Raw genomic sequence first — 21,521 nt, forward strand, 5'->3', positions numbered from 1 at the left:
CCACCATAATTGATAATTTTTACCGAAATTCGTAGGTTTTACAGACCGGTTGCCCGTAGCAGTTAGCAGATTGAGATACATGAGAAAAATAGGAATAACATTTTTTAGTTTAATATTATTTACCGTTGCGGCAATTGCGCAGCCCCGTACGCTTGATAAAATTGCGGGTGTTGTAGGTAACAGCCCGATACTACAATCAGACGTTGAGTTGAAATATGCCGGGTACCTGGCGCAAGGCAACCCGCCCAGCAATGAAATAAAATGCCAGATATTACAAAATTTACTGAGCCAAAAATTATTGGGCCAGCAGGCTATAATTGACAGTATTGTGGTGAAAGAAGAAGAGGTGGATAACGAGGTTGACCGCCGTATGCGCCAATCAATACAACGTGCCGGCGGCCAGGAAAGGCTTGAAGGTTTCCTGGGCAGATCTATATTACAGTATAAAGACGAAGTGCGGCCTGACATACGTGAAGAGATGGTTGCATCGCGTATGCGTGAAAAAATTATTGAAAAGCTTAACGTTACACCGCAGGACGTCAAGAAATTTTACGACGCTATTCCGAAAGATAGTTTACCAACATTTAACAAGGAAGTTGAAGTAGGTGAAATAGTGTTTCAACCGAAGTTGACCAAAGAAGAAAAAGCGTTTTACAAGCAAAAGGCCGAAGATCTGCGCTCAAGAATAAAAAAAGGCGAAGATTTTGCATCATTGGCCCGGCTATATTCGCAAGACCCCGGCTCAGCCCCCGAAGGTGGTGATTTAGGCTTTGCAGACCGCAATACCTTTGTGAAGGAATTTTCGGCATACGCATTCCGGTTGAAAGCAGGTGAAATATCGCCGGTGTTTGAAAGCGACTTCGGGTTTCATTTTTTACAGGTTATTGAGCGCCGCGGCGAGCAGGTGCATACACGGCACATCCTTATTGTTCCGGCAACTACCGACGCTAGTTTGACAAGGGCAAAAAACCTGGCAGACAGTATTTACAATTTAATGCAAACCAATAAAAAAATCGATTTTTCTAGCGCAGCGTCATATTATTCGGATAATAAGGATACTAAATTTAACGGTGGTATGATGCTGAATATGGAAGATGTGCAAAACCGTACCACATTTATCCCTACGGATAAGCTTGATCCGCAGATAGCCCTTGTTGTTGATACGATGAAGGTGGGCAGTATATCTAAACCCCAGCTTTTTACCGAAAAAGATAAAAAGAGCTATAAAATATTGTACCTGAAGTCAGTGACCGACGCACATAAGGCCAGTTTGGAAAAAGATTTCCCGAAGCTTAAAGAATATGCATATCAGTCAAAAATGAATCGCGCGGTAAGCGAGTGGTTTGAAAGGAAAAGAAAAGAAACCTTTATAAGAATAGATGAAGGTTACACCAGCTGTCCGCAATTAAAAGGCTGGTCAACCGGTGCGGCGACACAAGCGCAAACTAATTAAAATTATGCAATACGGGTCAGACGTTGAAGCTGCCGACGCCTTATGCCAGGCATATAAAAAACTGCGTGCCGAAATCGGTAAGGTAATTATCGGGCAGGATGAGGTAATAAAATACGTATTGATATCAATATTCAGTAACGGACATTGCCTGTTGGTTGGTGTACCGGGCCTGGCAAAAACACTTTTGGTACAAACCGTAGCGCAGTCGTTACATCTTGATTTTAAACGTATACAATTCACGCCTGACCTGATGCCTTCAGATATAATAGGTTCGGAGATATTAGGAGAAGACAGAAATTTTAAATTTATACACGGACCTGTATTTGCCAATATTATATTGGCGGATGAGATAAACCGAACACCACCTAAAACCCAGGCTGCCCTGCTTGAGGCTATGCAGGAAAAAGCGGTAACAGCCGCGGGTATAACGCACAAGCTTACACAGCCTTTTTTTGTGTTGGCAACGCAAAACCCTATTGAACAGGAAGGGACATACCCCCTGCCCGAAGCCCAGTTGGATCGCTTTATGTTTAACGTAAAGTTGGACTACCCTACATTTGCCGAGGAATTGCAGGTGGTTAAAAATACTACCGGCACTACAAATGGTGAAGTAACCCCGGTATTAAATGCAGCTCAAATTATTGCATTTCAGCAATTGGTACGCAATATACCCGTAGCTGATAATGTGCTTGAATACGCTGTTAAACTGGTAGCAAAAACCCGTCCTGCTGGCGAGTTCGCTCCACCGCAGGTAAAGCGATTACTAAACTGGGGTGCCGGTCCGCGGGCCTCACAATTTTTAGTTTTGGGAGCTAAGTGCCATGCAGTTATTAATGGTAAATATTCGCCGGATATTGAAGATGTACAAGCTATAGCCAGGCCGATATTAAGCCATCGCATTGTACGCAGCTACCATGCCGAAGCCGAGGGCCTAACTGCGGGTGACATCATCGGGCAACTATTTTAGTCACAGGTAATTATTATCTAAAGTATAATACTAAAACAAAAAGAGCGCCTGATAACAAGCGCTCTTTTTCTGTCAGTGTTTGATCGGCATGTCGCACATGATCAACAACAAACTATTCATTCTCAACTGCTGAAAATATTTCCAGCAGCATATTCCATTTCAGGTTTTTGTCTATCTCCCAAATACGTACGTAGTTAAAATTACTTACAATGTCACCTTTTTTAATGCGTGCTGTACCGTAACTATAAGCAAGATCATTGCTGGCAGCGCGGCCGGCGTTAACTGTTACAGCTGTAATATCCAACGCCTGGTTTTCAACAAAACGCATTACCTGGTCCTGCCCGGTCATTGGTTCAAAGCCCGGGAAATAATAGCGTCCCTCGGGATCTAAAAATTCTTTATAGCTACCTATAGTTGATTTTGTGAGTGACAGGTTGAATGCCTTATCAGTCATTAATATAACATTTTTGCCGCTGAACGGATCCTTGCTCGGCAATGAAATCTTAGCCGAATCGGGCTCCTTAAAATCAGGGATGATTTCGCGTTCAGGCTCCGGATGCTGTATACCTAAATCAATTAGTAATTTTAAATTATTTTGGGCATCTGTACGCCAAACAGAAACGTATTCGCCATGTACTTTATCATCATCACTTTTTCCGGTGTGATAAATGTAGGGGCCGGCGGTAAAAGCAAGGTCGCCGTTGGCAGATATACGGGCTACCTTAGGCTCCCAGGTTAAAGTGCCGGGCTGTTTGGCAATGCTGCCATAAAATTCAGTTATTTTAACTGCATTAGGTTTAAACACTATCCCTTCCGGATCGGTAACCGCTAAAAATGCATCTTTAATACCTTTTCGCGCTACCAGTTTTTTAAAATTCTCTTCGGCATTTATTACCGTTTTTACCTCGGCAAGTGATGGTTTTTGGGCAAATACAGCTGTGCTGAGCGTGGTTAGTAAAACAGCAGCTAATAATGGTTTTTTCATATTTATGGGTTGGCAGCTAAAGTACTGTTTTTTGGCAGTATCCTTTAATCTGCATTAAAACGTAAAACGTATAATATTAATTATATGGTGCTGCATTTATAAATTAAATTTTGCTCCATGTAGTACCTTCCTTACTATCCTTTAATTGGAAACCGACTTTTTGCAGCCCATCCCGTATTTTATCTGAAGTTGCATAATCTCGGTCGGTTTTTGCCTGGTTGCGCAAATTCACAATAAAATCAAGTACTTTAGGCAGCGCTTCATTTTCAGTGTGCTCATTTTTTAATCCCAATACGTCAAGTACAAACGTATTCATCAAATTTTTTAGCATTTCCAGGTTAGTTGCATCTATCTTAAGCTTGCCATCATGCACCGAATTAATGATGCGCGATGCTTCAAACAGCTCGGCTATCAACACCGGACTGTTAAAGTCGTCATTCATGGCCGCGTAGCACTTGTCTGTTAAAATTTGTATATTAACATCAGTGGTGTTACTATGTTTTAGGCCGCCAAGTAAATCAAAGGCGTTCATCAGTCGTTTAAACCCTTTTTCGGATGCATCCATGGCCTCGTTACCAAAATCAAGCGTGCTGCGGTAATGTGCCTGCAGCATAAAAAAACGCGCCATCATGGGGCTATACCCTTTGTTAAGTATAGCATTATCGCCCGAAAAAAGTTCGCCGGGTAAAAAACTGTTCCCTAACGACTTTGACATTTTTTGCCCGTTTACGGTAAGCATATTGGTGTGTATCCAGTAGCGTGCCGGGGTTTTGCCGCAACAGGCTACGTTTTGCGCTATCTCGTTAGTATGGTGCGTAGGTACGAGGTCAAGTCCGCCGCCATGTATATCAAACTGCTCACCCAGGTATTTATGGCTCATGGCAGAGCATTCCAGGTGCCAGCCCGGGAAGCCCAATCCCCATGGAGATGGCCACTTCATTAAGTGCTCGGGTTTAGCTTTTATCCAGAGGGCAAAATCCAGCCTGCCGTGTTTTTCCTGCTGGCCGCCAAGTGCGCGCGTATTGGTGAGCAGGTCATCAAGGTTTCGGCCGCTAAGCACGCCATAATCCTGGCTGCTATTGTATTTTTCTACATCAAAATAAACTGATCCATCAACCTCATACGCGTAACCTTTTTCTAAAATAACTTTTACCATCTCAATCTGCTCAATGATATGGCCTGTAGCCGTTGGCTCAATACTGGGCGGTAAAGTATTAAAAGTGCTCATTACCTCTCTGAAACCAACGGTATATTTTTGCACTATCTCCATAGGCTCAAGGCGGGCAAGCTTAGCTTTTTTGCTGATTTTGTCTTCTCCCTCATCGGTATCCCCTTCAAGGTGGCCTGCATCGGTAACATTACGTACATACCGCACCTGGTAACCTATATGCTGCAAGTAACGGAATATAAGATCGAAAGAAATATAAGTACGGCAATTTCCCATGTGCACATCACTGTAAACTGTGGGTCCGCAAACATACATGCCAACATGGGGTGGTGCAAGCGGCTTAAATTCTTCTTTTTTGTGTGTTAATGTATTATAAACAAATAAATTTTGTTTCATGTGCGCAAACTTACAAAACCCCATCAACATCTGCCGGCGGGGCTGATACTTTTTACATGCTGCAAACAGCTATTTTAGCACCACTTCGGTGTATAACGGGTAGTGATCTGATAATTTTTTCTCGATAATTTTATAAGCAGTTACGTCAAAGTCACGGCTGGTCAAAATATAGTCTATCTGGTAGTTGGGGAAGTTACCGTTATAGGTACGCCCCAATCCCGACCCTTGCTCACGAAAAGCGTTTTTTAATCCCTTAGCCATAGTATTTACCGCGAATGATGATGGGGTATCATTAAAATCGCCGGATATGATATACGGGTGGGGGCAAAGTGCGGCGTGAGCCTTTACTTTAAACACTTGTTCGCTGCGTTTTATAAACGCGTTTTTTAGCTTTCCGGCAAGTCTCCGGCTCGAAGTAAGGTCGGTTTTACCCCTTTTTGATACCGTATCAAGATATTGATAATCTTCGGGACCGAAACGGATAGATTGCAAGTGTACATTATAAACCCGAAGCGTACGGCCGTTTTTCTTTACATCCGCAAAAATGCACTGATTATCACTCACCTCAGCCGAAAGCTTTATTAAACCCTTATTTACGATAGGATATTTTGAAAAAATAGCCATGCCTATCGCTTCGGCACTGCTTACATGAAAGGGCTCAAAATAATAATGCCTGCTCTTCATAATCCTCTGCATTGAATCGAGCAGGTTGTATTCGCCCCTCTTGCGGGTAAAAAATTCCTGGAAGCAGATAATATCCGGCTGTTGCCCTTCTACCAGTGTAAGCATCTGGTGTTTGGTAGCAATATCATTTTGATAACCATAGGGCTTAAAGCTATGCGCATTATAAGTCATCAATTTAATAGCGGCTGAATTTGAGGTGCTGTACCGGGAAGACCTGAACCCAATGTTGTTTAAAAGTACATTATAACCTATAAGAATTATAACCAGCGAAAGGGCAAACCAAGCCCGTTTCCGCAGTACCCAATACAGAATTATCACTATATTTAAAACAAGTAGCGGCGGGTAAGCAAGACCAAAAAAAGCTACCGGCCAAAACTTGGCCGGATTAATTATTGGCGCAAGGTAACTGATAAGCAGGGCGGCGCACAGCAGATAGTTTATCCATAAAAAAAAGCGATCGATAAAACTAAATTTCCTTTTTTTTGCCTTCATTCTTTGCTGGCGCGAAATAATATCTCTTTTTCCTGCCGGGTAAGGTTATCATAGCCCGACTGCGATATTTTATCTAATATACGGTCAATTTCGTCCTGCCGTGGTTTTACGTAAACATTTTTTTCAGGATGAGTGGAAACTACTTTAAGTTTGGTACGGCGCCTGAAAATTTTGGTTAACGCGCCCACCCAGTCGCTGCCGCTTTGCAGCCGTTTAATATAAATAAAGCCCATAAGCGCGCCGCCCAGGTGAGCTATGCTGCCACCTGCGTTACTGCCCGCGGTGCTTAAAAAATCAATAACAATATAAAATATAGCCAGCCATTTCAGCTTCACCGGGCCAAATAAAAACAGGTTAATGGTATAATTGGGCTGTAATGTTGCGGTAGCGATAATAATGGCCATAACGCCGGCTGAAGCACCTACTACCGGGCGTACCTGTGCAGGCGATAGACTGGTGAATGCGGGTATAGTATTGTAGCACAAAACGTATAGAAAGCCGCCCGCCAATCCGCCCAATATATATAGGCCAAGGGTGCGTTTATGTCCCAGGTATTCTTCAAAAATCTTCCCAAGCCAGTATAACCATAGCATATTAAACAAGATGTGAAATACATCCGCATGCATAAACATATAGGTAAAGGGTGTCCAGAAACGTGCTGCCAGAGTGGGCAGGTTTGCCGAAAGCGAAAGATATTTAACAGTAAAAACGTAAACATAGTTATGCAGAAAAAACAACTGCTCAATAACCGAAGGGATATTAATGGCCAGAAAAACAATAACATTGATTCCTATAAGCAAGCCTAATTTACTGCGCGTGCGCAGCATTTGATGTGTAATGTTTTGCCAGAGTGTCATGGTAAATGTCCCTTATAGTTCAATAACGGACTTAACTTAAAAAAAGTTCTTTGAATTTCGATATCCCCATATTTTTAACAGGATAAAACCAAATAAAGCGCCGCCCAAGTGGGCAAAGTGCGCCACTGAGTCGCCTGCTGACTGGCGGACGCCCAAAAATAATTCAATAAGCATATACACCGGCACAACGTATTTTGCCTTTACCGGCACCGGTATAAACATAATCATAAGCTCGACATTTGGATATAAAAAAGCAAACGCAAGCAAAATGCCGAATATAGCGCCGGATGCGCCAAGGATAGGTGTGCCGTAGATACTGCCCAGGCTTTGCACCTCGGCCGCACTGATGCCTTTATCTGTTAAAGATTGGATGAGTTCAGTTGAAAAATTTCGGGGTATGGTAAACTGGCCTAATACTGAGTATATCTCATAAGCCTGCACGGCCATGTGCAACGCCAGTGCACCCAAACCGGTAATGAAATAAAACTCTACAAAACGTTTGAAGCCCAGGGTTTGCTCTATTATAGTACCAAACATCACCAAAGCAAACATATTAAAGAATATGTGCATGAAAGTATCCGGACTGTGCATAAACATATAAGTTATGGGCTGCCACGGACGGAAAAAAGGTGAGTCGAAATAAAATGCAGAAAGCCACCTAACCATTTCAAGCCCCGGCAGGGTAAGCATGGCTATGTAAAAGATTATATTTATAATAAGCAGGTTTTTTACGACCGGTGAAATATTAGCTAAAGGTGATTGCATATTAACTGTGTTGTAGCCCTAAGGTCTATTTTTCAAATCGTTCAAGTAGTTCATTCATAGTAAATGTACTGATAACCGGCTTGCCGTTCAACGCCAGATTAGGCATCTGACAGGCAAAAAGCTGGTCTATAAGCAAGTTCATTTCGTCCAGCGATAGTTTTGCGCCGGTTTTTGTGGCCGCGTTGCGGGCCAGCGACCGTGCAAGGTTATCGCGTTTGTTTAACTTTAAAATAGCCTGGTTGTTTTTAAAACCTTCAAGCAAATGCTCCAGCAGTTCGTGTTCGCCCACGTTGTTCAGGTCGGCAGGGATGCCTTCAACTACTACAGTGTTTTTGCCGAACTCTCTTATATCAAAGCCCAATGCCCTAATATCGGGCAACAGTTCTTTTAATAACTCAAAATCGGCCGTATTTAGTGTAACCGACTGCGGGAACAGGCTTTGCTGGGTCAGGCCAGAATGATTTTCAAGCTGCAGCAGGAAACGCTCATATAAAACACGCTCATGCGCCCATTGCTGATGGATAAGCATAAAGCCAGACTTGATCTGTGATAAAATAAACCGGTTATGTATCTGAAACAACTGCCTTTCGCTGGATTTATTGATATCTTGTTCGTCAACTGATATGCTTTTTTCTTCATGCATTTCATGCTGTACTACGGTCTCGCGCTTACTTATCTGATATAGTGTATCCCAGTTCTGGGGTATCGGGTTTGAGCGGTGCTCGCCTGTGCTGCGTAAAAATGGTATTTCTCTATCTGCCCTTTTTTCGCTCGCAAATGGGTTAAAGTCAGGGTTAAATGCTATTGTTGGCGGTGTTATTTCGTTTAACGGTTTCTCGGTAATCAAATGCCCGATGCTATTCTCCTGGTCAAAATCAAGCGTAGGGGTTATATTGTATTTGCCTAAAGAGCGTTTTACCGCCGAGCGGATAATCGCATAAATCGCTTTTTCGTCCTGGTATTTAATTTCTGTTTTGGTAGGATGCACGTTAATGTCAATCTTCGCCGGGTCTATATCAATAAACAGCACATATAACGGAAAGCTTTCATCAGGAAGCAGTTCTTCAAACGCGGTGAGTACTGCATGGTTCAGGTAGGCATCGCGAATAAAGCGGTTATTTACAAAAAAAAATTGCTCACCGCGGGTTTTGCGCGCAAACTCGGGCTTGCCTACAAACCCATGCAGCTTAATAATGGTTGTGTCTTCTTCAACCGGTACCAGCCGCTGGTTATAGTTATTCCCAAGCAAATGCACCACCCGTTGTTTTAAACCCGACGCCGGCAGGTGATATACTTCCTGCCCGTCGTGATGCAAGGTAAGAAACACCTGCGGATTAGCTAATGCCACCCGCTGAAATTCATCAATAATATGACGCATCTCTACCGGGTTGCTTTTTAAAAAGTTACGCCTGGCAGGAACATTATAAAATAAATTTTTAACTGCTATAGAGGTTCCCGTATTGGTTGAGCAAGGCTCCTGTTTCAATACCTCTGAACCTTCAATAAATAAACAAGTCCCCAGTTCATCTTCATGCCTGCGGGTTTTAAGTTCCACCTGCGCTATGGCCGCTATTGAAGCCAGCGCTTCGCCCCTGAAGCCCATAGTGCGTATGGCGAAAAGATCATCAGCCTTGCGGATTTTGGAGGTGGCGTGGCGCTCAAAGCTCATGCGCGCATCCGTAAGGCTCATACCACATCCATTGTCAATAACCTGTATCAGCGACTTACCGGCATCTTTAAGTATCAACTGTATTTTATCGGCCCCGGCATCTATCGCGTTCTCAATTAATTCCTTCACCGCCGAAGCCGGCCGCTGCACCACTTCTCCGGCTGCTATCTGGTTTGCAACGGCATCCGGCAGAAGTTGTATAATATCTGGCATGTAATAATAATCCCTATTTTCGTTAACGATGCTAAATTAAATATTTGACGGCATAACTTTACGGTTTGTTTTATTCACGCCGTGCAGAATTGATCAGTACTGTAAAATGAAATCGCTTTTTATATGATAATGAGTCGGGTGAATAGTCAGAACGATAAATAATTTTAGAAAATATCCGTTGTTATATATATGAGAAAAAGCCACCGTGACATCTTGTCGATTGTTTTCCTGCTAATAGCTTCATTCAACTCTGCCTGCGGACAACAAATGCCGGCTAATGCTGTGAGTTACATTAACGAAGAAAAACAGGCAGAGAACTCTACCGTTCTGCTAAACAATGAGGCATATCTTATCCCCCTTCAAAAGCTCGACTCGCTCAAAATAGCCAGTGTTAATTTTAGTCATGCCTACAGCACAGTATTTGATAGCCTTCTTAATAAGTATACAAATGTGCGGGCCTTTGAGGGACAGAAGTATTTAGGCCGTAATAGCCTTAGCGAACTTACGCAAGACCTTAAATTTTACAACACCCTTATCATCCAGGTTACCGATGCAGATATCAGAAACCCGGCTTTACTTAATTTTATCAGGTCTAACCAAAAATTAAAAAAAGTGGTTATAGCTTTATTTGGCAATGGCAACTCGCTGGGTATAATGGATGACATAACCGCCCCGGTTATATGGTCAGAAAAAGTAACGCCTGTTTCTGCTTGTTTTACTGCCCAGGCCATATTTGGCGGCGTGGCACTTGAACATAAATTAGCACGTAACTTCTCGGTAAAATATGCGGCTAACACCGGCTTTGCTACCCGTAAAATACGGTTGCAGTATACCATACCCGAAGCTGCTGGAATAAACTCAGTAAATTTAAAAGAGATTGATGCTATAGCGGCCGAAGCGATTCGTGAGCGAGCTACCCCCGGATGCGTAGTTTTGGTAGCCAAAGATGGAAAGGTAATATTTAACAAAGCTTACGGATACCATACCTATGAGGCTGAGCAGCCGACCAAACCTACTGATATTTTTGACGTAGCATCTGTAACCAAAATAAATGCTACCACCATTGAGGTGATGAAATTGGTTGAAGAGGGCAAACTCAACCTTGATTCCACCTTTGGAAGTTATGTGTCCGTTGCACGGGGCACTAATAAAGCCAACCTCACCTTGCGGGATCTAATGACACACCAGGCCGGTTTGGTTCCTTACATTCCTTTCCATGACAGGATACGACCGTCCGACTATAGCAGTGATTCATCGGCGGCTTTCCCTACCAAAGTAGCCGACGGTTATTTTGCACGTAAAGATTATTATAAAGACGTAATGCTCACTACGATGCTGAATACCGGATTGCGTGCCCGTTTCCAGTACGTATACAGCGACCTGAGCATGTATTTTATGAAGGAGATTGTTGAAACCGTTACAGCGCAGCCGTTGAACAGCTATGTAAAAAAGGAGTTTTACGATAAATTAGGTATGCAAACCGCCGGCTTTTTGCCGCGCAATTACTTCGCGGCAGATAAAATAGTCCCTACGGAAGATGACGGTTATTTCAGGCACACGCTGGTTGACGGATATGTACATGACCAGGGTGCAGCGCTTGCGGGTGGGGTATCCGGCCATGCCGGCTTATTTGCCAGCGCTAACGACCTGGCCATTCTTAATCAAATGTTACTGAATCGCGGTACGTACGGTGGTGTGCAATATTTTCAGCCTGCAACCGTAGAGCAATTTACTGCAAAACAATCGGCCGTTAGCCGCAGAGGGCTTGGATTTGATCGTTGGGATCCTATAGAAACGCGTAATTATCCATCTTCCATGGCCTCCGAACTAACATACGGCCATACAGGCTACACCGGCACCTGCGTTTGGGTTGATCCGAAATACAACCTCGTTTATGTATTCCTTTCAAATAGGGTTTACCCTAAAGTAAGCAATCGCCTGTCAAGTTTACAGATAAGGCCGCGTATACAGGATGTGGTGTACAAAGCGATTGAAAAAGGGTTGTAAGGAGGGCATGACAGGCTTAGTTATTGCAACTTATGCACGGTGTCTCAAACAGGAAATTTATTGTAAATCCTTTTATTTGCCCAGTTTTAGCAAATAAATGGGTTACAATTCGCTAAACGTATCTCCTTGCCGCAAATCTCCAGTTTCATAACCCCTTTTAAACCAATACTGGCGCTGTGCGCTTGTGCCATGGGTAAAGCTGTCGGGTTCTACATGTCCCTGGCCTTGCTGCTGCAGACGGTCGTCGCCTATCTGGTTGGCAGCATTAAGCGCTTCTTCTATATCGCCCGGCTCTAATACTCCCTTGGTATTCTGTTCGTAGTGTGCAAACACGCCTGCGTAAAAGTCGGCCTGCAGTTCAAGTTTAACAGATAATTTATTGTATTCGGTCTCGCTCATATTGCCACGGGCCCGCTGGAGCTTATCCATCGTACCCATCAACTGCTGCACGTGATGGCCAACCTCGTGCGCAATTACATATGCCCGCGCAAAATCGCCTGCAGCACCAAAGCGGTTTTCTAATTCCTCAAAAAAAGTAAGATCGAGATATAATTTGCGGTCCCCGGGGCAATAAAACGGACCGGTTGCCGACTGTGCAAAGCCGCAGCCCTGGGTATTAACACTGCCTTCAAAAAAATGCAGCGTAGGTTCTTCATAAGTACTACCCATTTCACTGAATATTTTGTTCCATATATCTTCAGTGTCAGCCAGCACTACACGGGCAAATTTCTTCTGCGGATCATTTGGATCGCTTCCGGGCTGAGTATTTGTCTGCTCTTGCGGCTGCTGTACCTGGTTAAGTAATTGGGAGGGGTCTATCCCTGTAAAAAAATAAATAGCGGCTGCAATAATGCCGACAAGCCCGCCTCCCATTGCGATACCACGTCCGCCGCTGCTTTGTTCTGTATTACTGCTTTCGCGTCTGCCAAGCCATTTCATAGTTATTTCCTAATCTCTTAAAGAGGGTGTTTTTTTGTGTAACATTAAAAACGTGAAAAGGTTGTATATCAAGATAACTATAAAAAAGGCGGGTAACCGTGACTGCCGTTTTTTGCCTGTCGTTTGATTTGTTTTTGAGCATGCTGGAGCAGGTGTACGCGAACATGAGGTATAGATATTACGGTCTAAGTTTACAATCAGCGACGTGATAAGTACCGTACCGCTGCAACATAACTTGAGGTAATTACTTACATCTTATCCCTTTTACGTTCAACTGGATATTTCTTTTTTCCCGCCACACATTCTCCTCAATGCTGTAGCAGATATCAAAAGGAACGCCTCGTTTAAGTTGATGCAAACATTCGCCGTGATTAAAGGCGATGCATTCGAAGGATGGTGAGCCGGGCTGTACAACACTCATTTTGATATGGTTGCTGCCCACTAACAACGGGGTACCCGCTATCTGTACATTTTTTGACAAGAATACCGGAGCCATGTTGCCGGGGCCAAATGGAGCAAATTGACTTAATATCCTGAAAAAACGCGCATCTATCTCATTAAGTTCAAGTTCCGCGTCTATCTCAATTTGCTGGATAAGCTGCTCGGAGGTAATTGTAGCCGTTACTACTTCCTCAAAGCGCGCCATAAAAGATTCTACATTTTCCGGCTTCATGGTAAGCCCGGCAGCATACTTATGCCCCCCAAATTGTATAAGCAGGTCGCTGCAACCACACAGAGCTTCGTAAAGATCGTAGCCTAATACTGAGCGTGCTGAACCCGCTACGTGGCCGTTGCTGCGGGTTAATACAACGGTTGGCCGGTAATATTTTTCGGTAAGGCGCGAGGCTACAATACCAATTACACCCTTATGCCAGTTCTCGTTAAAAACTACAGTGGATTTACGGTTAATAAGTTCATCACTGCTGCTTATAATGCTAAGGGCTTCGTCTGTAATAGAAAGGTCGTGTCCTTTGCGCTCGGCATTTTTTACGTTGATAAGTAATCCTTTTTCCAAAGCCACGTTTTCGTCACAAGCAATCAGCAGTTGCACTGCGTGCTTTGCATCATCTATACGGCCGGCAGCATTTATGCGCGGACCAAGGCTAAAAACTATATCAGAAATGGTATAGCCGGTTGTTTTGCCCGCTACCTCCATAAGGGTTTTAACACCTATGCAAGGTTTAGTATTAATTTTTTGCAGACCGAAGTATGCCAGCACCCTGTTTTCCCCGGTAATCTGTACAATATCGCAGGCAATGCTTATAGCTACCAGGTCTACATAACCAAATACTTCCTCGAATGGAATATCATTTTTTTGGGCGTACGCCTGTATCAGCTTAAAGCCCACACCGCAGCCTGATAGCTCTTTGTAGGGATAGTTACAATCCGGTCGTTTAGGGTCAAGTACAGCTACCGCTGCTGGCAGGGTTTCGCCGCAGGTGTGATGATCGCAGATAATAAAATCAATGTCCAATGTGTTGGCGTATTCAACTTTGTCGGTTGATTTTATGCCACAGTCTAAAGCGATGATCAGGCTAAAGCCATTGGCCTTTGCAAAATCGATACCCTGTGTAGATATGCCGTAGCCCTCGTTATAACGGTCGGGAATGTAATAATCTATGTTCGCGTAGCGTTTTTCAAAAAACCCGTACACAGTTGCCACAGCTGTGGTACCGTCAACATCATAGTCGCCATATATTAATATCTTCTCATTATTTTCAACGGCTGTTTCAATCCGCTCGACAGCCGGCTCCATATCAGCCATTAAAAATGGATCATGCAGGTGCCGCTCGTCAGGCCTGAAAAAGTGACGGGCATCCTCGAAGCCCTGAACGCCCCGGCTAAGGAGCAGATTACTCAATGATAATGGGATGTTTAATTCGGCAGCTAACCGTAGTATATCCTGATCATTTGCCTTCAGCCTTACATGCCACCTTTTATTCATTATCTTTACCGCGTAAAACAGTAAATATAGCAGTTTTTTTGCATGGCGCACGGCGTATGGCGTTTTCTCATTGTATTTGATCCCCTACGGCGCTAACCAGTATAAAATATGGAAATACACACACTTGGCGAGGGCTCTTATTCAGTCGATGCTACCAAAAAATTCATACCATTTGACCCGCAAACGGATGACAGGAAAAGCCGGCCCGGTTCACTTTTTATACACGTGAACCCGTTTTTAGTAAAAACCGCAGAAGACCTGATCCTCATTGACGCAGGTTTGGGCTTTAAAGACACCCGTGATGAGCTACACCTGCACCAAAACATCCGCAATGCTGGTTTTGAGCCTGATGACGTTACACTGGTGCTGATGTCGCATTTACATTACGATCATTCGGGTGGACTGGTTGTAGAGCGCAGTGGGCAACTGAAGCCAAGCTTTGCAAAAGCTTTGCACGTTGTGCAGCAAGCTGAATGGGATGTAGCCTTGGCAGGTAAAGGGTCGTCGTACCACAAAGAAATATTTGAAGCTTTAAACAACAACGCAAAGTTTAGTTTTACTAACGGCAGCGGCGAGTTAAAAGCAGGAATAAGTTACGAAGCTTCAGGGGGGCATTGCCCTTACCACCAGGTATTTTTAATTGAAGATGCCGGACAAAAGGTATTTTTTGGTGGAGATGAGCTCCCCGAGCCAGAGCAGCTGTTGCGCCGCTTTGTGGCTAAATATGACTACGACGGGCAAAAAGCTGCGGAGCTACGCGAAGAATATGGTAAAAGGGCCGCTGCCGAAAATTGGCAATGCCTGTTTTATCATGCTAAAAAAATAACCGCAGGCACTGTTAATTTGGTGGATGATCACTTTGAGGTGAACCCGGTTTAGCGATTTGCTTCTTCTAACCCAAATATTTCTTTTATACGTTCAACGTTAAGCGGCTTCGATATGAAATCCTGCACAAGCGGGTATGATTTCGCTTTGGCTATGTCGTTGCTGAAAACCGACGATGAAATAATATAAATCTTGGTCTTTTTTAATGGATCAATATTTAAACGGTTATATTCATCCAAAAACTCCCATCCGTTCATAATAGGCATGTTAATGTCCAGCAGGATGTAATCAGGTAGGTCGTTAGGGTCTTTGGCTAAAAGCTGGTCAATAGCAAATCTTCCGTTCAGGCAAGCGGATATATCTGTATTTAATATGGCTTTCTTTATTAGTTTTATTGAAATGAAGTTGTTAATTTCATCATCGTCAACTAATAGAACGCTTATAGTTTTGCTAGTTATATTCATACTGATGTTTTATACGGCGGCTATAAAAAAAAGGTTATATTCTTAAAAGTTGTAAAGGGTCTGTCAGTTAACACTTGTCTATACGTGCAAAAATCTAAAATGTTTCTGCCCAAACAAGATTTTTATGAGTAACAGCCTGCATCGCATTACATGAATGTGCACTAAGCAAATTTACAAATGCGGTTTTTTCACGGCATATAACATACAATCTCAAATCATACCTATTCAATCACACTTTCTTCAAAAGCATAATCTTCAACAGGCGGACATGAGCATATAAGCGTACGGTCGCCATAAGTGTCATTAACACGGCCAACTGATGGCCAAAACTTATAAGCTGCCACGTAAGGCAATGGGAATGCTGCTTGCTGACGGGTATATGAATGCTCCCAGCTGTTGGCTGTTACAACCGCTACCGTGTGTGGCGCATTTTTTAGCGGGTTATTGGTTTTATCCAATACGCCGCTTTCAACGTCTTTAATTTCATGACGGATGGCTATCATCGCATCACAAAAACGGTCCAGTTCGTGCTTTGGCTCAGATTCGGTTGGTTCTATCATCACAGTGCCCGCAACCGGAAACGATACTGTTGGCGCGTGGAAGCCGTAGTCCATTAGTCGTTTGGCAATGTCGGTAACTTCAATGCCGTAAGATTTGAAGGAGCGGCAGTCCAGTATCATCTCATGAGCACAACGGCCTTGCTTACCGGTATATAAAACCGGGTAATGCGCTTTTAAGCGGCTTTTTATATAATTAGCATTTAGTATGGCGTATTTGGTAGCACTGGTAAGCCCTTCACTACCCATCATGGCTATATAAGCGTGTGATATGATAAGTATGGAAGCTGAACCCCAGGGCGCTGCGGATACAGCGGGAATGGATTTGCCTTTATCAATATCCACCACAGCATGGCCTGGTAAATAGGGGACGAGATGTTTAGCTACCCCGATAGGCCCCATCCCGGGGCCGCCACCGCCATGCGGTATACAAAAGGTCTTGTGCAAATTCAAGTGGCAAACATCAGCACCGATATTGGCCGGGCTGGTTAATCCCACCTGCGCATTCATGTTGGCGCCGTCCATATAAACCTGGCCGCCATTCTGATGAATAATATCGCACACCTCGATGATGCTTTCTTCGAACACGCCATGGGTAGACGGGTAGGTTACCATCAGGCATGAAAGCTCGCTTTTGTATTGCTCTGCTTTGGCTTTCAGATCGGCAACGTCTATATTACCGTTGTCATCGCATTTTACTACGATTATCTTCATACCGGCCATAGCCGCCGATGCGGGGTTAGTGCCATGTGCAGATGACGGTATCAGCGCAATATTACGGTGTGCATCCCCACGGTCAAGGTGGTAAGCGCGTATTACCATTAAACCCGCATACTCACCCTGCGCGCCTGCATTGGGTTGCAGGCTCATAGCCGCAAAACCGGTTATCTCGCTCAGCCACTTATCTAACTCATCAAACACCTGCATATAACCGCCAACCTGGTCGGCAGGGGCAAAAGGGTGCATCCTGCTAAACTCGGGCCAGGTAACAGGCACCATCTCGGTAGTAGCATTTAGCTTCATCGTACATGATCCGAGCGCTATCATGCTGTGGCAAAGGGAAAGATCTTTCGCTTCCAGCGATTTAATGTAGCGCAGCATCTCGTGTTCTGAATGATGCGAATTAAATACCGGGTGTGTTAAGTAAGCTGATGTGCGTTGTAAATCATTAGGTACAGGGGTTTGCAATTGTGCTTTAAGCCCGTCAATATCCACATCATTCAGGGTTTTACCTTTTACTTTGGCAAAGAAGCGTACGATGGTCTTTATATCTTCAGGCAGGGTGGTCTCATCTATTGAGATAGTAACTACCGAACCATTATAGTTTAAATTGCATTCATTATTTATTGCTTCACCATGCAGCGGACCAACTAAATCACCCAAGTCAAATTGAACGGTATCAAAGTATGCCTGGTTTAGCTGCCTATAACCAAGCTCTTCCAGTGAATTGGCTAATAAAACAGTAAGACTATGTATACGCTCGGCTATAAGCTTTAAGCCTTTAGGGCCATGATAAGCCGCATACATACCAGCCATAATAGCCAATAGCGCCTGAGCGGTACAGATATTTGAAGTTGCTTTATCCCTGCGTATATGTTGCTCGCGCGTTTGCAAAGCCATACGTAGCGCATAATTATTAGCGCTATCAATGGTAACGCCAATTATACGGCCCGGCATTGAGCGTTTGTACTCCTCCTTAGTGGCAAAAAAAGCAGCGTGGGGTCCGCCAAAACCCATTGGTATCCCAAAACGCTGGCTCGTGCCTACAACAATATCGGCACCCCATTCACCAGGAGGCGTCAACAGTACCAGGCTCATTAAATCAGCCACAACGGTTAATTTGATGCCTTTTTCGTGCGCTTTGGCGGCAAAGTCTTTGTAATTATATACCTCGCCATTTTTGGCGGGATATTGTACTATTGCGCCAAACATATCATCGGTTAGTTCAACCGTATCATGATTACCGGTAACCAGTTCGATACCATAGGGCTGAGCCCGGGTTTTTAAAACATCAATGGTTTGTGCAAACAATTCGTCAGAAACAAAAAATTTATTGGCGTTCTGATTTTTACGTAAGCTATACTGCATAAACATGGCCTCACCCGCAGCAGTGCCTTCGTCAAGCAAACTGGCATTGGCTATTTCCATCCCTGTAAGGTCAATCACCATGGTTTGGAAATTAAGTAATGCCTGCAACCGTCCCTGCGCAATTTCAGCCTGGTATGGTGTATATTGGGTATACCATCCCGGGTTTTCCAAAATATTACGCTGAATTACTCCGGGAACAATAACATCATAATAACCCTGCCCGATGTAGGATTTAAAAACCTTGTTTTTTGAAGCCGTTTGCTTTAAAGAATTCAGGTAATCATATTCGCTTTTTGCCGGGGGTAGGCTAAGGGCCTTTTTAAGCCTAATTTGCTCGGGTATGGTTTGCTCTATAAGTTCATCAAGAGACGACGCGCCTATAGTTTTTAACATTTCGGCAGTCTCGGCTTGGTTGGGAGCGATGTGGCGGAATTGGAATTTTTCCTGGTAATCTGTGTTCAGTTGCATGAATAGCTGGCCTGTTAATATTTAGCGGCAAAGGTACACTTTTAGCTATTCACTATCAATTTTACAGACTGTTATTACATTAGCTTTACACGCATATATAAGGGATGCTCACTGAGTTTTGATCCATTAAAAATATTGTTACGCCAACCTGCCGGAAAAGCTATTTTTGCATTTCAATTTTTTTTAAGTGGGTAAAGATAAATTAAGGCGGTTTGCCGAAGTGGCAACCTTTAGCAATGTAATTCAACTTGATGCCGGCAAGATTTTAAAAGGCAAATGGACTAAGGATTTTTTTAAAAACGGTAATCCTTTGGTGCTTGAACTGGCCTGCGGAAAAGGTGAGTATTCTGTTAACCTGGCACGGATGTTTCCGGATAAAAATTTCATCGGTATAGATTATAAGGGCAACCGCATTTGGCGAGGAGCAAAAACCGCGTTGGAAGATGGGGTAAGTAATGTAGGTTTTTTGCGCATACAAATTGAGACAATACTTGACTATTTTGCACCCGGCGAAATTGACGAAATATGGATAACTTTTCCTGATCCGCAACCGCAGTTAAGCCGCGAAAAGAAACGATTAACATCGCCACGCTTTTTAGAAAAATATAAAATTATTTTAAAGCCCGGAGGCTATGTCAACTTAAAAACGGACAATGACGGTTTGCATGCTTACACTGCTGAAAAAATTGAAGAGCAGGATTTGACCCTGCACGTCCGTACCGAGGATCTGTATCACTCTGAGTACGCCGATGAAGTACTATCCATTAAAACTTACTACGAAAAGAAATATCTGCAGGAAAACAAGAATATCAATTACCTCAAGTTTTCATTTTAATAGGATGACCGGCGATAACTTTTTTGATAAGGTATACCAGGTGGTACGGCAGGTACCTGCAGGCAGGGTGACATCGTACGGTGCTATTGCACACTACCTGGGCACAAAACGCTCAGCCAGGGTGGTGGGCTACGCTATGGGTGCTGCAGGCTCGGCGCAGCCGCCGGTGCCGGCGCACAGGGTGGTAAACAGCCAGGGATTACTTACCGGCAAGTTTCATTTCCCAACGTTTAATTTAATGGAGCAGATGCTGGCGAGCGAAGGGGTGATAGTAAGGGATAACCAGGTTCAGAATTTTAAAGCAGTGTTCTGGGACCCGGCGGTTGAATTGTCGCTCGACTAAAACGGCTTAACATCCTGCCCGCGTTGGATCTTTATTAACCGCACGATGCCTCACAATCTCAAGATGCGCCCGGATAAAACCATTTTCACGGCATAGCGTTATTGTTTAAAACCACAACGATGAAAAAGTTACTTATAATAGCAGGTATATGCACAAGTGTTGCTTTGGCTTCATGCAGTGGCACAAATCAGCATGGCGAAGGTACCGACAGTGCTGACAACGCTAATGACACCACGTATAACACAGATACAGTAATACGATCAACCGATACAACCAGTACAGGCGTTGACAATTCAGGCAACGGCGGTACCGATGTAACGGATACAGCAAATACCCAACAATAATCAAAGATAAATCTTATGAAAAAAAGTTTTTTTATAGCAATGGCACTTATAGCCATGATTTACACGGCCTGTTCAGGCGGAGCCGGTAATCAGCAAAATCAAACAGGCAGTCCGACAGGTGAGAGTGCCTATGATACCGCCGACTCAACCCACATGGATACTACGGTAATAACAGACACCAGCGGGCATGTAGGACAACCTTAAGCATTATAGTAAGAGCTAAAATCGTTTAAGGTAATTTTTATCAATTAGTTGGCCATACGGAATACCTGATGGTTCCAGACTAAACCATGGATTGCCCCACATTTGGAGTATTTGAATACTTTGCGCGGGCATAAAGCTTTGCGCCAGCAGGAATTTCTTATCACCCCTGCTGTTTACAGCTACATTCATCACAATAAAGCAGTGCCCCGGCGAGCCACCTTTTATAAAAACATCTCCGGGTTGCAAGTCAGCAGATTGTGCAGCTTGCAATTCCTTTTGCAGTGATAATGTACCGGCGTAGGTGAATACGAGATTCATGTAATTCAAAAAATTTTCGTAGCTGTAATCTTCTCCTGCCTTTAATACCCACCTATCATTAATAAATCGGTAACCATTAGCATAGTGTAAAAAATCGCACTTAAACCCGCTTGTAAAGTTGAAGCTAATTGCGTCATATTTTTTCCGGCTGTACAAGTATTCGGCACGCAGGCGGATAACGGCATCGGCACATTGCTGCAAGTTTTGGGAGCCAATACTCATGTCTATAATAGCGGCGGTATAACCTTCAGTACTTGCAACGTCGCCTTTGTAAGTTACCGCTTGAGTACCGGCAGGCTTTAACGGCATTTGCTGTAAATATGCTGCAAATGACCCTGGAGTAGTTTTAACAATAGCATATCCGGTGGGAGGGTTAAAGCGGCTCGCGACAGTTGTTCCTTTTACATTAACAACCGGGATTTTGGCCGGTTTGGCAGCAAGGGGCGCTGGTTTTTTGTAAACCTGCGCCAAAACAGCAACAATCAGCAATAAAAAAACAACCGGGATAAGGACTATACGCATGGCTTACAGGTTA

At 43.8% G+C, this 21,521-nt stretch carries 19 protein-coding genes; 8 read left to right on the forward strand and 11 right to left on the reverse strand.

The window, feature by feature from the left end; genetic code table 11:
• The first annotated feature begins 79 nt into the window (after positions 1-79).
• Both DJ568_RS06680 and DJ568_RS06685 read left to right on the forward strand, forming a co-directional pair.
• A complete protein-coding gene (locus DJ568_RS06680; RefSeq protein WP_114004487.1) occupies positions 80-1,453 on the forward strand; it encodes a peptidylprolyl isomerase in 1,374 nt (457 codons plus the stop codon).
• Between the two features lie 4 nt (positions 1,454-1,457).
• Positions 1,458-2,420, forward strand: coding sequence for an AAA family ATPase (locus tag DJ568_RS06685; protein ID WP_114004488.1), 963 nt, complete (start codon positions 1,458-1,460; stop codon positions 2,418-2,420).
• A gap of 112 nt (positions 2,421-2,532) precedes the next feature.
• On the opposite strand, the gene DJ568_RS06690 is transcribed toward DJ568_RS06685, so the two are convergent.
• From DJ568_RS06690 to mutL, 6 genes are all read right to left on the reverse strand, one after another.
• Complete coding sequence (locus DJ568_RS06690) at positions 2,533-3,405, reverse strand: Cif family virulence factor (RefSeq protein WP_114004489.1); 873 nt, start codon at positions 3,403-3,405, stop codon at positions 2,533-2,535.
• Between the two features lie 103 nt (positions 3,406-3,508).
• Positions 3,509-4,969, reverse strand: coding sequence for a cysteine--tRNA ligase (cysS, locus tag DJ568_RS06695; protein WP_114004681.1), 1,461 nt, complete (start codon positions 4,967-4,969; stop codon positions 3,509-3,511).
• Positions 4,970-5,038: 69 nt separating this feature from the next.
• Positions 5,039-6,145, reverse strand: a complete 1,107-nt coding sequence (locus DJ568_RS06700; protein WP_114004490.1) for an endonuclease/exonuclease/phosphatase family protein — start codon at positions 6,143-6,145, stop codon at positions 5,039-5,041.
• On the reverse strand, positions 6,142-7,002 hold the full coding sequence (locus DJ568_RS06705; RefSeq protein WP_114004491.1) for a rhomboid family protein: 861 nt from the start codon (positions 7,000-7,002) through the stop codon (positions 6,142-6,144). The genes DJ568_RS06700 and DJ568_RS06705 overlap by 4 nt, the downstream gene beginning before the upstream one ends.
• A 36-nt stretch (positions 7,003-7,038) precedes the next feature.
• Positions 7,039-7,767: a rhomboid family intramembrane serine protease gene (locus tag DJ568_RS06710; protein WP_114004492.1), complete on the reverse strand. Its 729-nt coding sequence runs from the start codon at positions 7,765-7,767 to the stop codon at positions 7,039-7,041.
• 25 nt (positions 7,768-7,792) lie between these two features.
• Positions 7,793-9,649 carry a DNA mismatch repair endonuclease MutL gene (gene mutL, locus DJ568_RS06715; protein ID WP_114004493.1) on the reverse strand — a complete coding sequence of 619 codons (1,857 nt, stop codon included), beginning with the start codon at positions 9,647-9,649 and terminating at the stop codon, positions 7,793-7,795.
• Between the two features lie 189 nt (positions 9,650-9,838).
• Here mutL and DJ568_RS06720 point away from each other — a divergent pair, with 189 nt between their 5' ends.
• Entirely contained in the window at positions 9,839-11,656 is a 1,818-nt protein-coding gene (locus DJ568_RS06720; RefSeq protein WP_114004494.1) for a serine hydrolase domain-containing protein, read from the forward strand.
• A 102-nt stretch (positions 11,657-11,758) separates the two neighbouring features.
• On the opposite strand, the gene ypfJ is transcribed toward DJ568_RS06720, so the two are convergent.
• Positions 11,759-12,595: a KPN_02809 family neutral zinc metallopeptidase gene (gene ypfJ / locus DJ568_RS06725; RefSeq protein ID WP_114004495.1), complete on the reverse strand. Its 837-nt coding sequence runs from the start codon at positions 12,593-12,595 to the stop codon at positions 11,759-11,761.
• A gap of 244 nt (positions 12,596-12,839) precedes the next feature.
• Positions 12,840-14,540, reverse strand: a complete 1,701-nt coding sequence (recJ, locus tag DJ568_RS06730) for a single-stranded-DNA-specific exonuclease RecJ (protein ID WP_114004496.1) — start codon at positions 14,538-14,540, stop codon at positions 12,840-12,842.
• Positions 14,541-14,648: 108 nt separating this feature from the next.
• Here recJ and DJ568_RS06735 point away from each other — a divergent pair, with 108 nt between their 5' ends.
• Positions 14,649-15,419, forward strand: a complete 771-nt coding sequence (locus tag DJ568_RS06735) for an MBL fold metallo-hydrolase (RefSeq protein ID WP_114004497.1) — start codon at positions 14,649-14,651, stop codon at positions 15,417-15,419.
• On the opposite strand, the gene DJ568_RS06740 is transcribed toward DJ568_RS06735, so the two are convergent.
• Together DJ568_RS06740 and gcvP are read right to left on the reverse strand one after the other, a co-directional pair.
• On the reverse strand, positions 15,416-15,829 hold the full coding sequence (locus DJ568_RS06740; protein WP_114004498.1) for a response regulator: 414 nt from the start codon (positions 15,827-15,829) through the stop codon (positions 15,416-15,418). The genes DJ568_RS06735 and DJ568_RS06740 overlap by 4 nt on opposite strands.
• 221 nt (positions 15,830-16,050) lie before the next feature.
• The gene (gene gcvP / locus DJ568_RS06745) at positions 16,051-18,942 is read right to left on the reverse strand and encodes an aminomethyl-transferring glycine dehydrogenase (protein WP_114004499.1); all 2,892 of its coding nucleotides are present in this window, start codon (positions 18,940-18,942) and stop codon (positions 16,051-16,053) included.
• 187 nt (positions 18,943-19,129) lie between these two features.
• On the opposite strand from gcvP, the gene trmB reads away from it, so the two are divergent.
• The 4 genes from trmB (at position 19,130) to DJ568_RS17100 (ending at position 20,668) form a co-directional block, all read left to right on the forward strand.
• Positions 19,130-19,777 carry a tRNA (guanosine(46)-N7)-methyltransferase TrmB gene (gene trmB / locus DJ568_RS06750; protein WP_114004500.1) on the forward strand — a complete coding sequence of 216 codons (648 nt, stop codon included), beginning with the start codon at positions 19,130-19,132 and terminating at the stop codon, positions 19,775-19,777.
• 4 nt (positions 19,778-19,781) lie between these two features.
• Complete coding sequence (locus DJ568_RS06755; RefSeq protein ID WP_114004501.1) at positions 19,782-20,120, forward strand: MGMT family protein; 339 nt, start codon at positions 19,782-19,784, stop codon at positions 20,118-20,120.
• Between the two features lie 119 nt (positions 20,121-20,239).
• The gene (locus DJ568_RS06760) at positions 20,240-20,464 is read left to right on the forward strand and encodes a hypothetical protein (RefSeq protein ID WP_114004502.1); all 225 of its coding nucleotides are present in this window, start codon (positions 20,240-20,242) and stop codon (positions 20,462-20,464) included.
• 15 nt (positions 20,465-20,479) lie between these two features.
• Positions 20,480-20,668 carry a hypothetical protein gene (locus tag DJ568_RS17100; RefSeq protein ID WP_147238719.1) on the forward strand — a complete coding sequence of 63 codons (189 nt, stop codon included), beginning with the start codon at positions 20,480-20,482 and terminating at the stop codon, positions 20,666-20,668.
• A gap of 15 nt (positions 20,669-20,683) precedes the next feature.
• Here the strand turns inward: DJ568_RS17100 and DJ568_RS06765 are convergent, their stop codons facing one another.
• Entirely contained in the window at positions 20,684-21,508 is an 825-nt protein-coding gene (locus DJ568_RS06765; RefSeq protein ID WP_114004503.1) for a DUF4846 domain-containing protein, read from the reverse strand.
• Positions 21,509-21,521: the final 13 nt, after the last annotated feature.

This window comes from Mucilaginibacter hurinus (genome assembly GCF_003324525.1).
In the GTDB taxonomy this organism is placed as follows: Bacteria; Bacteroidota; Bacteroidia; order Sphingobacteriales; family Sphingobacteriaceae; genus Mucilaginibacter; species Mucilaginibacter hurinus.

Excerpts from the sequence above, each read along its gene's own strand:
- DJ568_RS06720 (WP_114004494.1), top strand. The coding sequence starts at position 9,839 with ATGAGAAAAAGCCACCGTGACATCTTGTCGATTGTTTTCCTGCTAATA.
- ypfJ (WP_114004495.1), bottom strand. The coding sequence starts at position 12,595 with ATGAAATGGCTTGGCAGACGCGAAAGCAGTAATACAGAACAAAGCAGC.
- DJ568_RS06755 (WP_114004501.1), top strand. The coding sequence starts at position 19,782 with ATGACCGGCGATAACTTTTTTGATAAGGTATACCAGGTGGTACGGCAG.
- DJ568_RS06765 (WP_114004503.1), bottom strand. The coding sequence starts at position 21,508 with ATGCGTATAGTCCTTATCCCGGTTGTTTTTTTATTGCTGATTGTTGCT.
- recJ (WP_114004496.1), bottom strand. The coding sequence starts at position 14,540 with ATGAATAAAAGGTGGCATGTAAGGCTGAAGGCAAATGATCAGGATATA.
- gcvP (WP_114004499.1), bottom strand. The coding sequence starts at position 18,942 with ATGCAACTGAACACAGATTACCAGGAAAAATTCCAATTCCGCCACATC.
- DJ568_RS06690 (WP_114004489.1), bottom strand. The coding sequence starts at position 3,405 with ATGAAAAAACCATTATTAGCTGCTGTTTTACTAACCACGCTCAGCACA.
- DJ568_RS06680 (WP_114004487.1), top strand. The coding sequence starts at position 80 with ATGAGAAAAATAGGAATAACATTTTTTAGTTTAATATTATTTACCGTT.
- DJ568_RS06700 (WP_114004490.1), bottom strand. The coding sequence starts at position 6,145 with ATGAAGGCAAAAAAAAGGAAATTTAGTTTTATCGATCGCTTTTTTTTA.
- DJ568_RS06710 (WP_114004492.1), bottom strand. The coding sequence starts at position 7,767 with ATGCAATCACCTTTAGCTAATATTTCACCGGTCGTAAAAAACCTGCTT.
- cysS (WP_114004681.1), bottom strand. The coding sequence starts at position 4,969 with ATGAAACAAAATTTATTTGTTTATAATACATTAACACACAAAAAAGAA.
- DJ568_RS06705 (WP_114004491.1), bottom strand. The coding sequence starts at position 7,002 with ATGACACTCTGGCAAAACATTACACATCAAATGCTGCGCACGCGCAGT.
- DJ568_RS06740 (WP_114004498.1), bottom strand. The coding sequence starts at position 15,829 with ATGAATATAACTAGCAAAACTATAAGCGTTCTATTAGTTGACGATGAT.
- DJ568_RS06685 (WP_114004488.1), top strand. The coding sequence starts at position 1,458 with ATGCAATACGGGTCAGACGTTGAAGCTGCCGACGCCTTATGCCAGGCA.
- DJ568_RS06760 (WP_114004502.1), top strand. The coding sequence starts at position 20,240 with ATGAAAAAGTTACTTATAATAGCAGGTATATGCACAAGTGTTGCTTTG.
- DJ568_RS17100 (WP_147238719.1), top strand. The coding sequence starts at position 20,480 with ATGAAAAAAAGTTTTTTTATAGCAATGGCACTTATAGCCATGATTTAC.
- DJ568_RS06735 (WP_114004497.1), top strand. The coding sequence starts at position 14,649 with ATGGAAATACACACACTTGGCGAGGGCTCTTATTCAGTCGATGCTACC.
- mutL (WP_114004493.1), bottom strand. The coding sequence starts at position 9,649 with ATGCCAGATATTATACAACTTCTGCCGGATGCCGTTGCAAACCAGATA.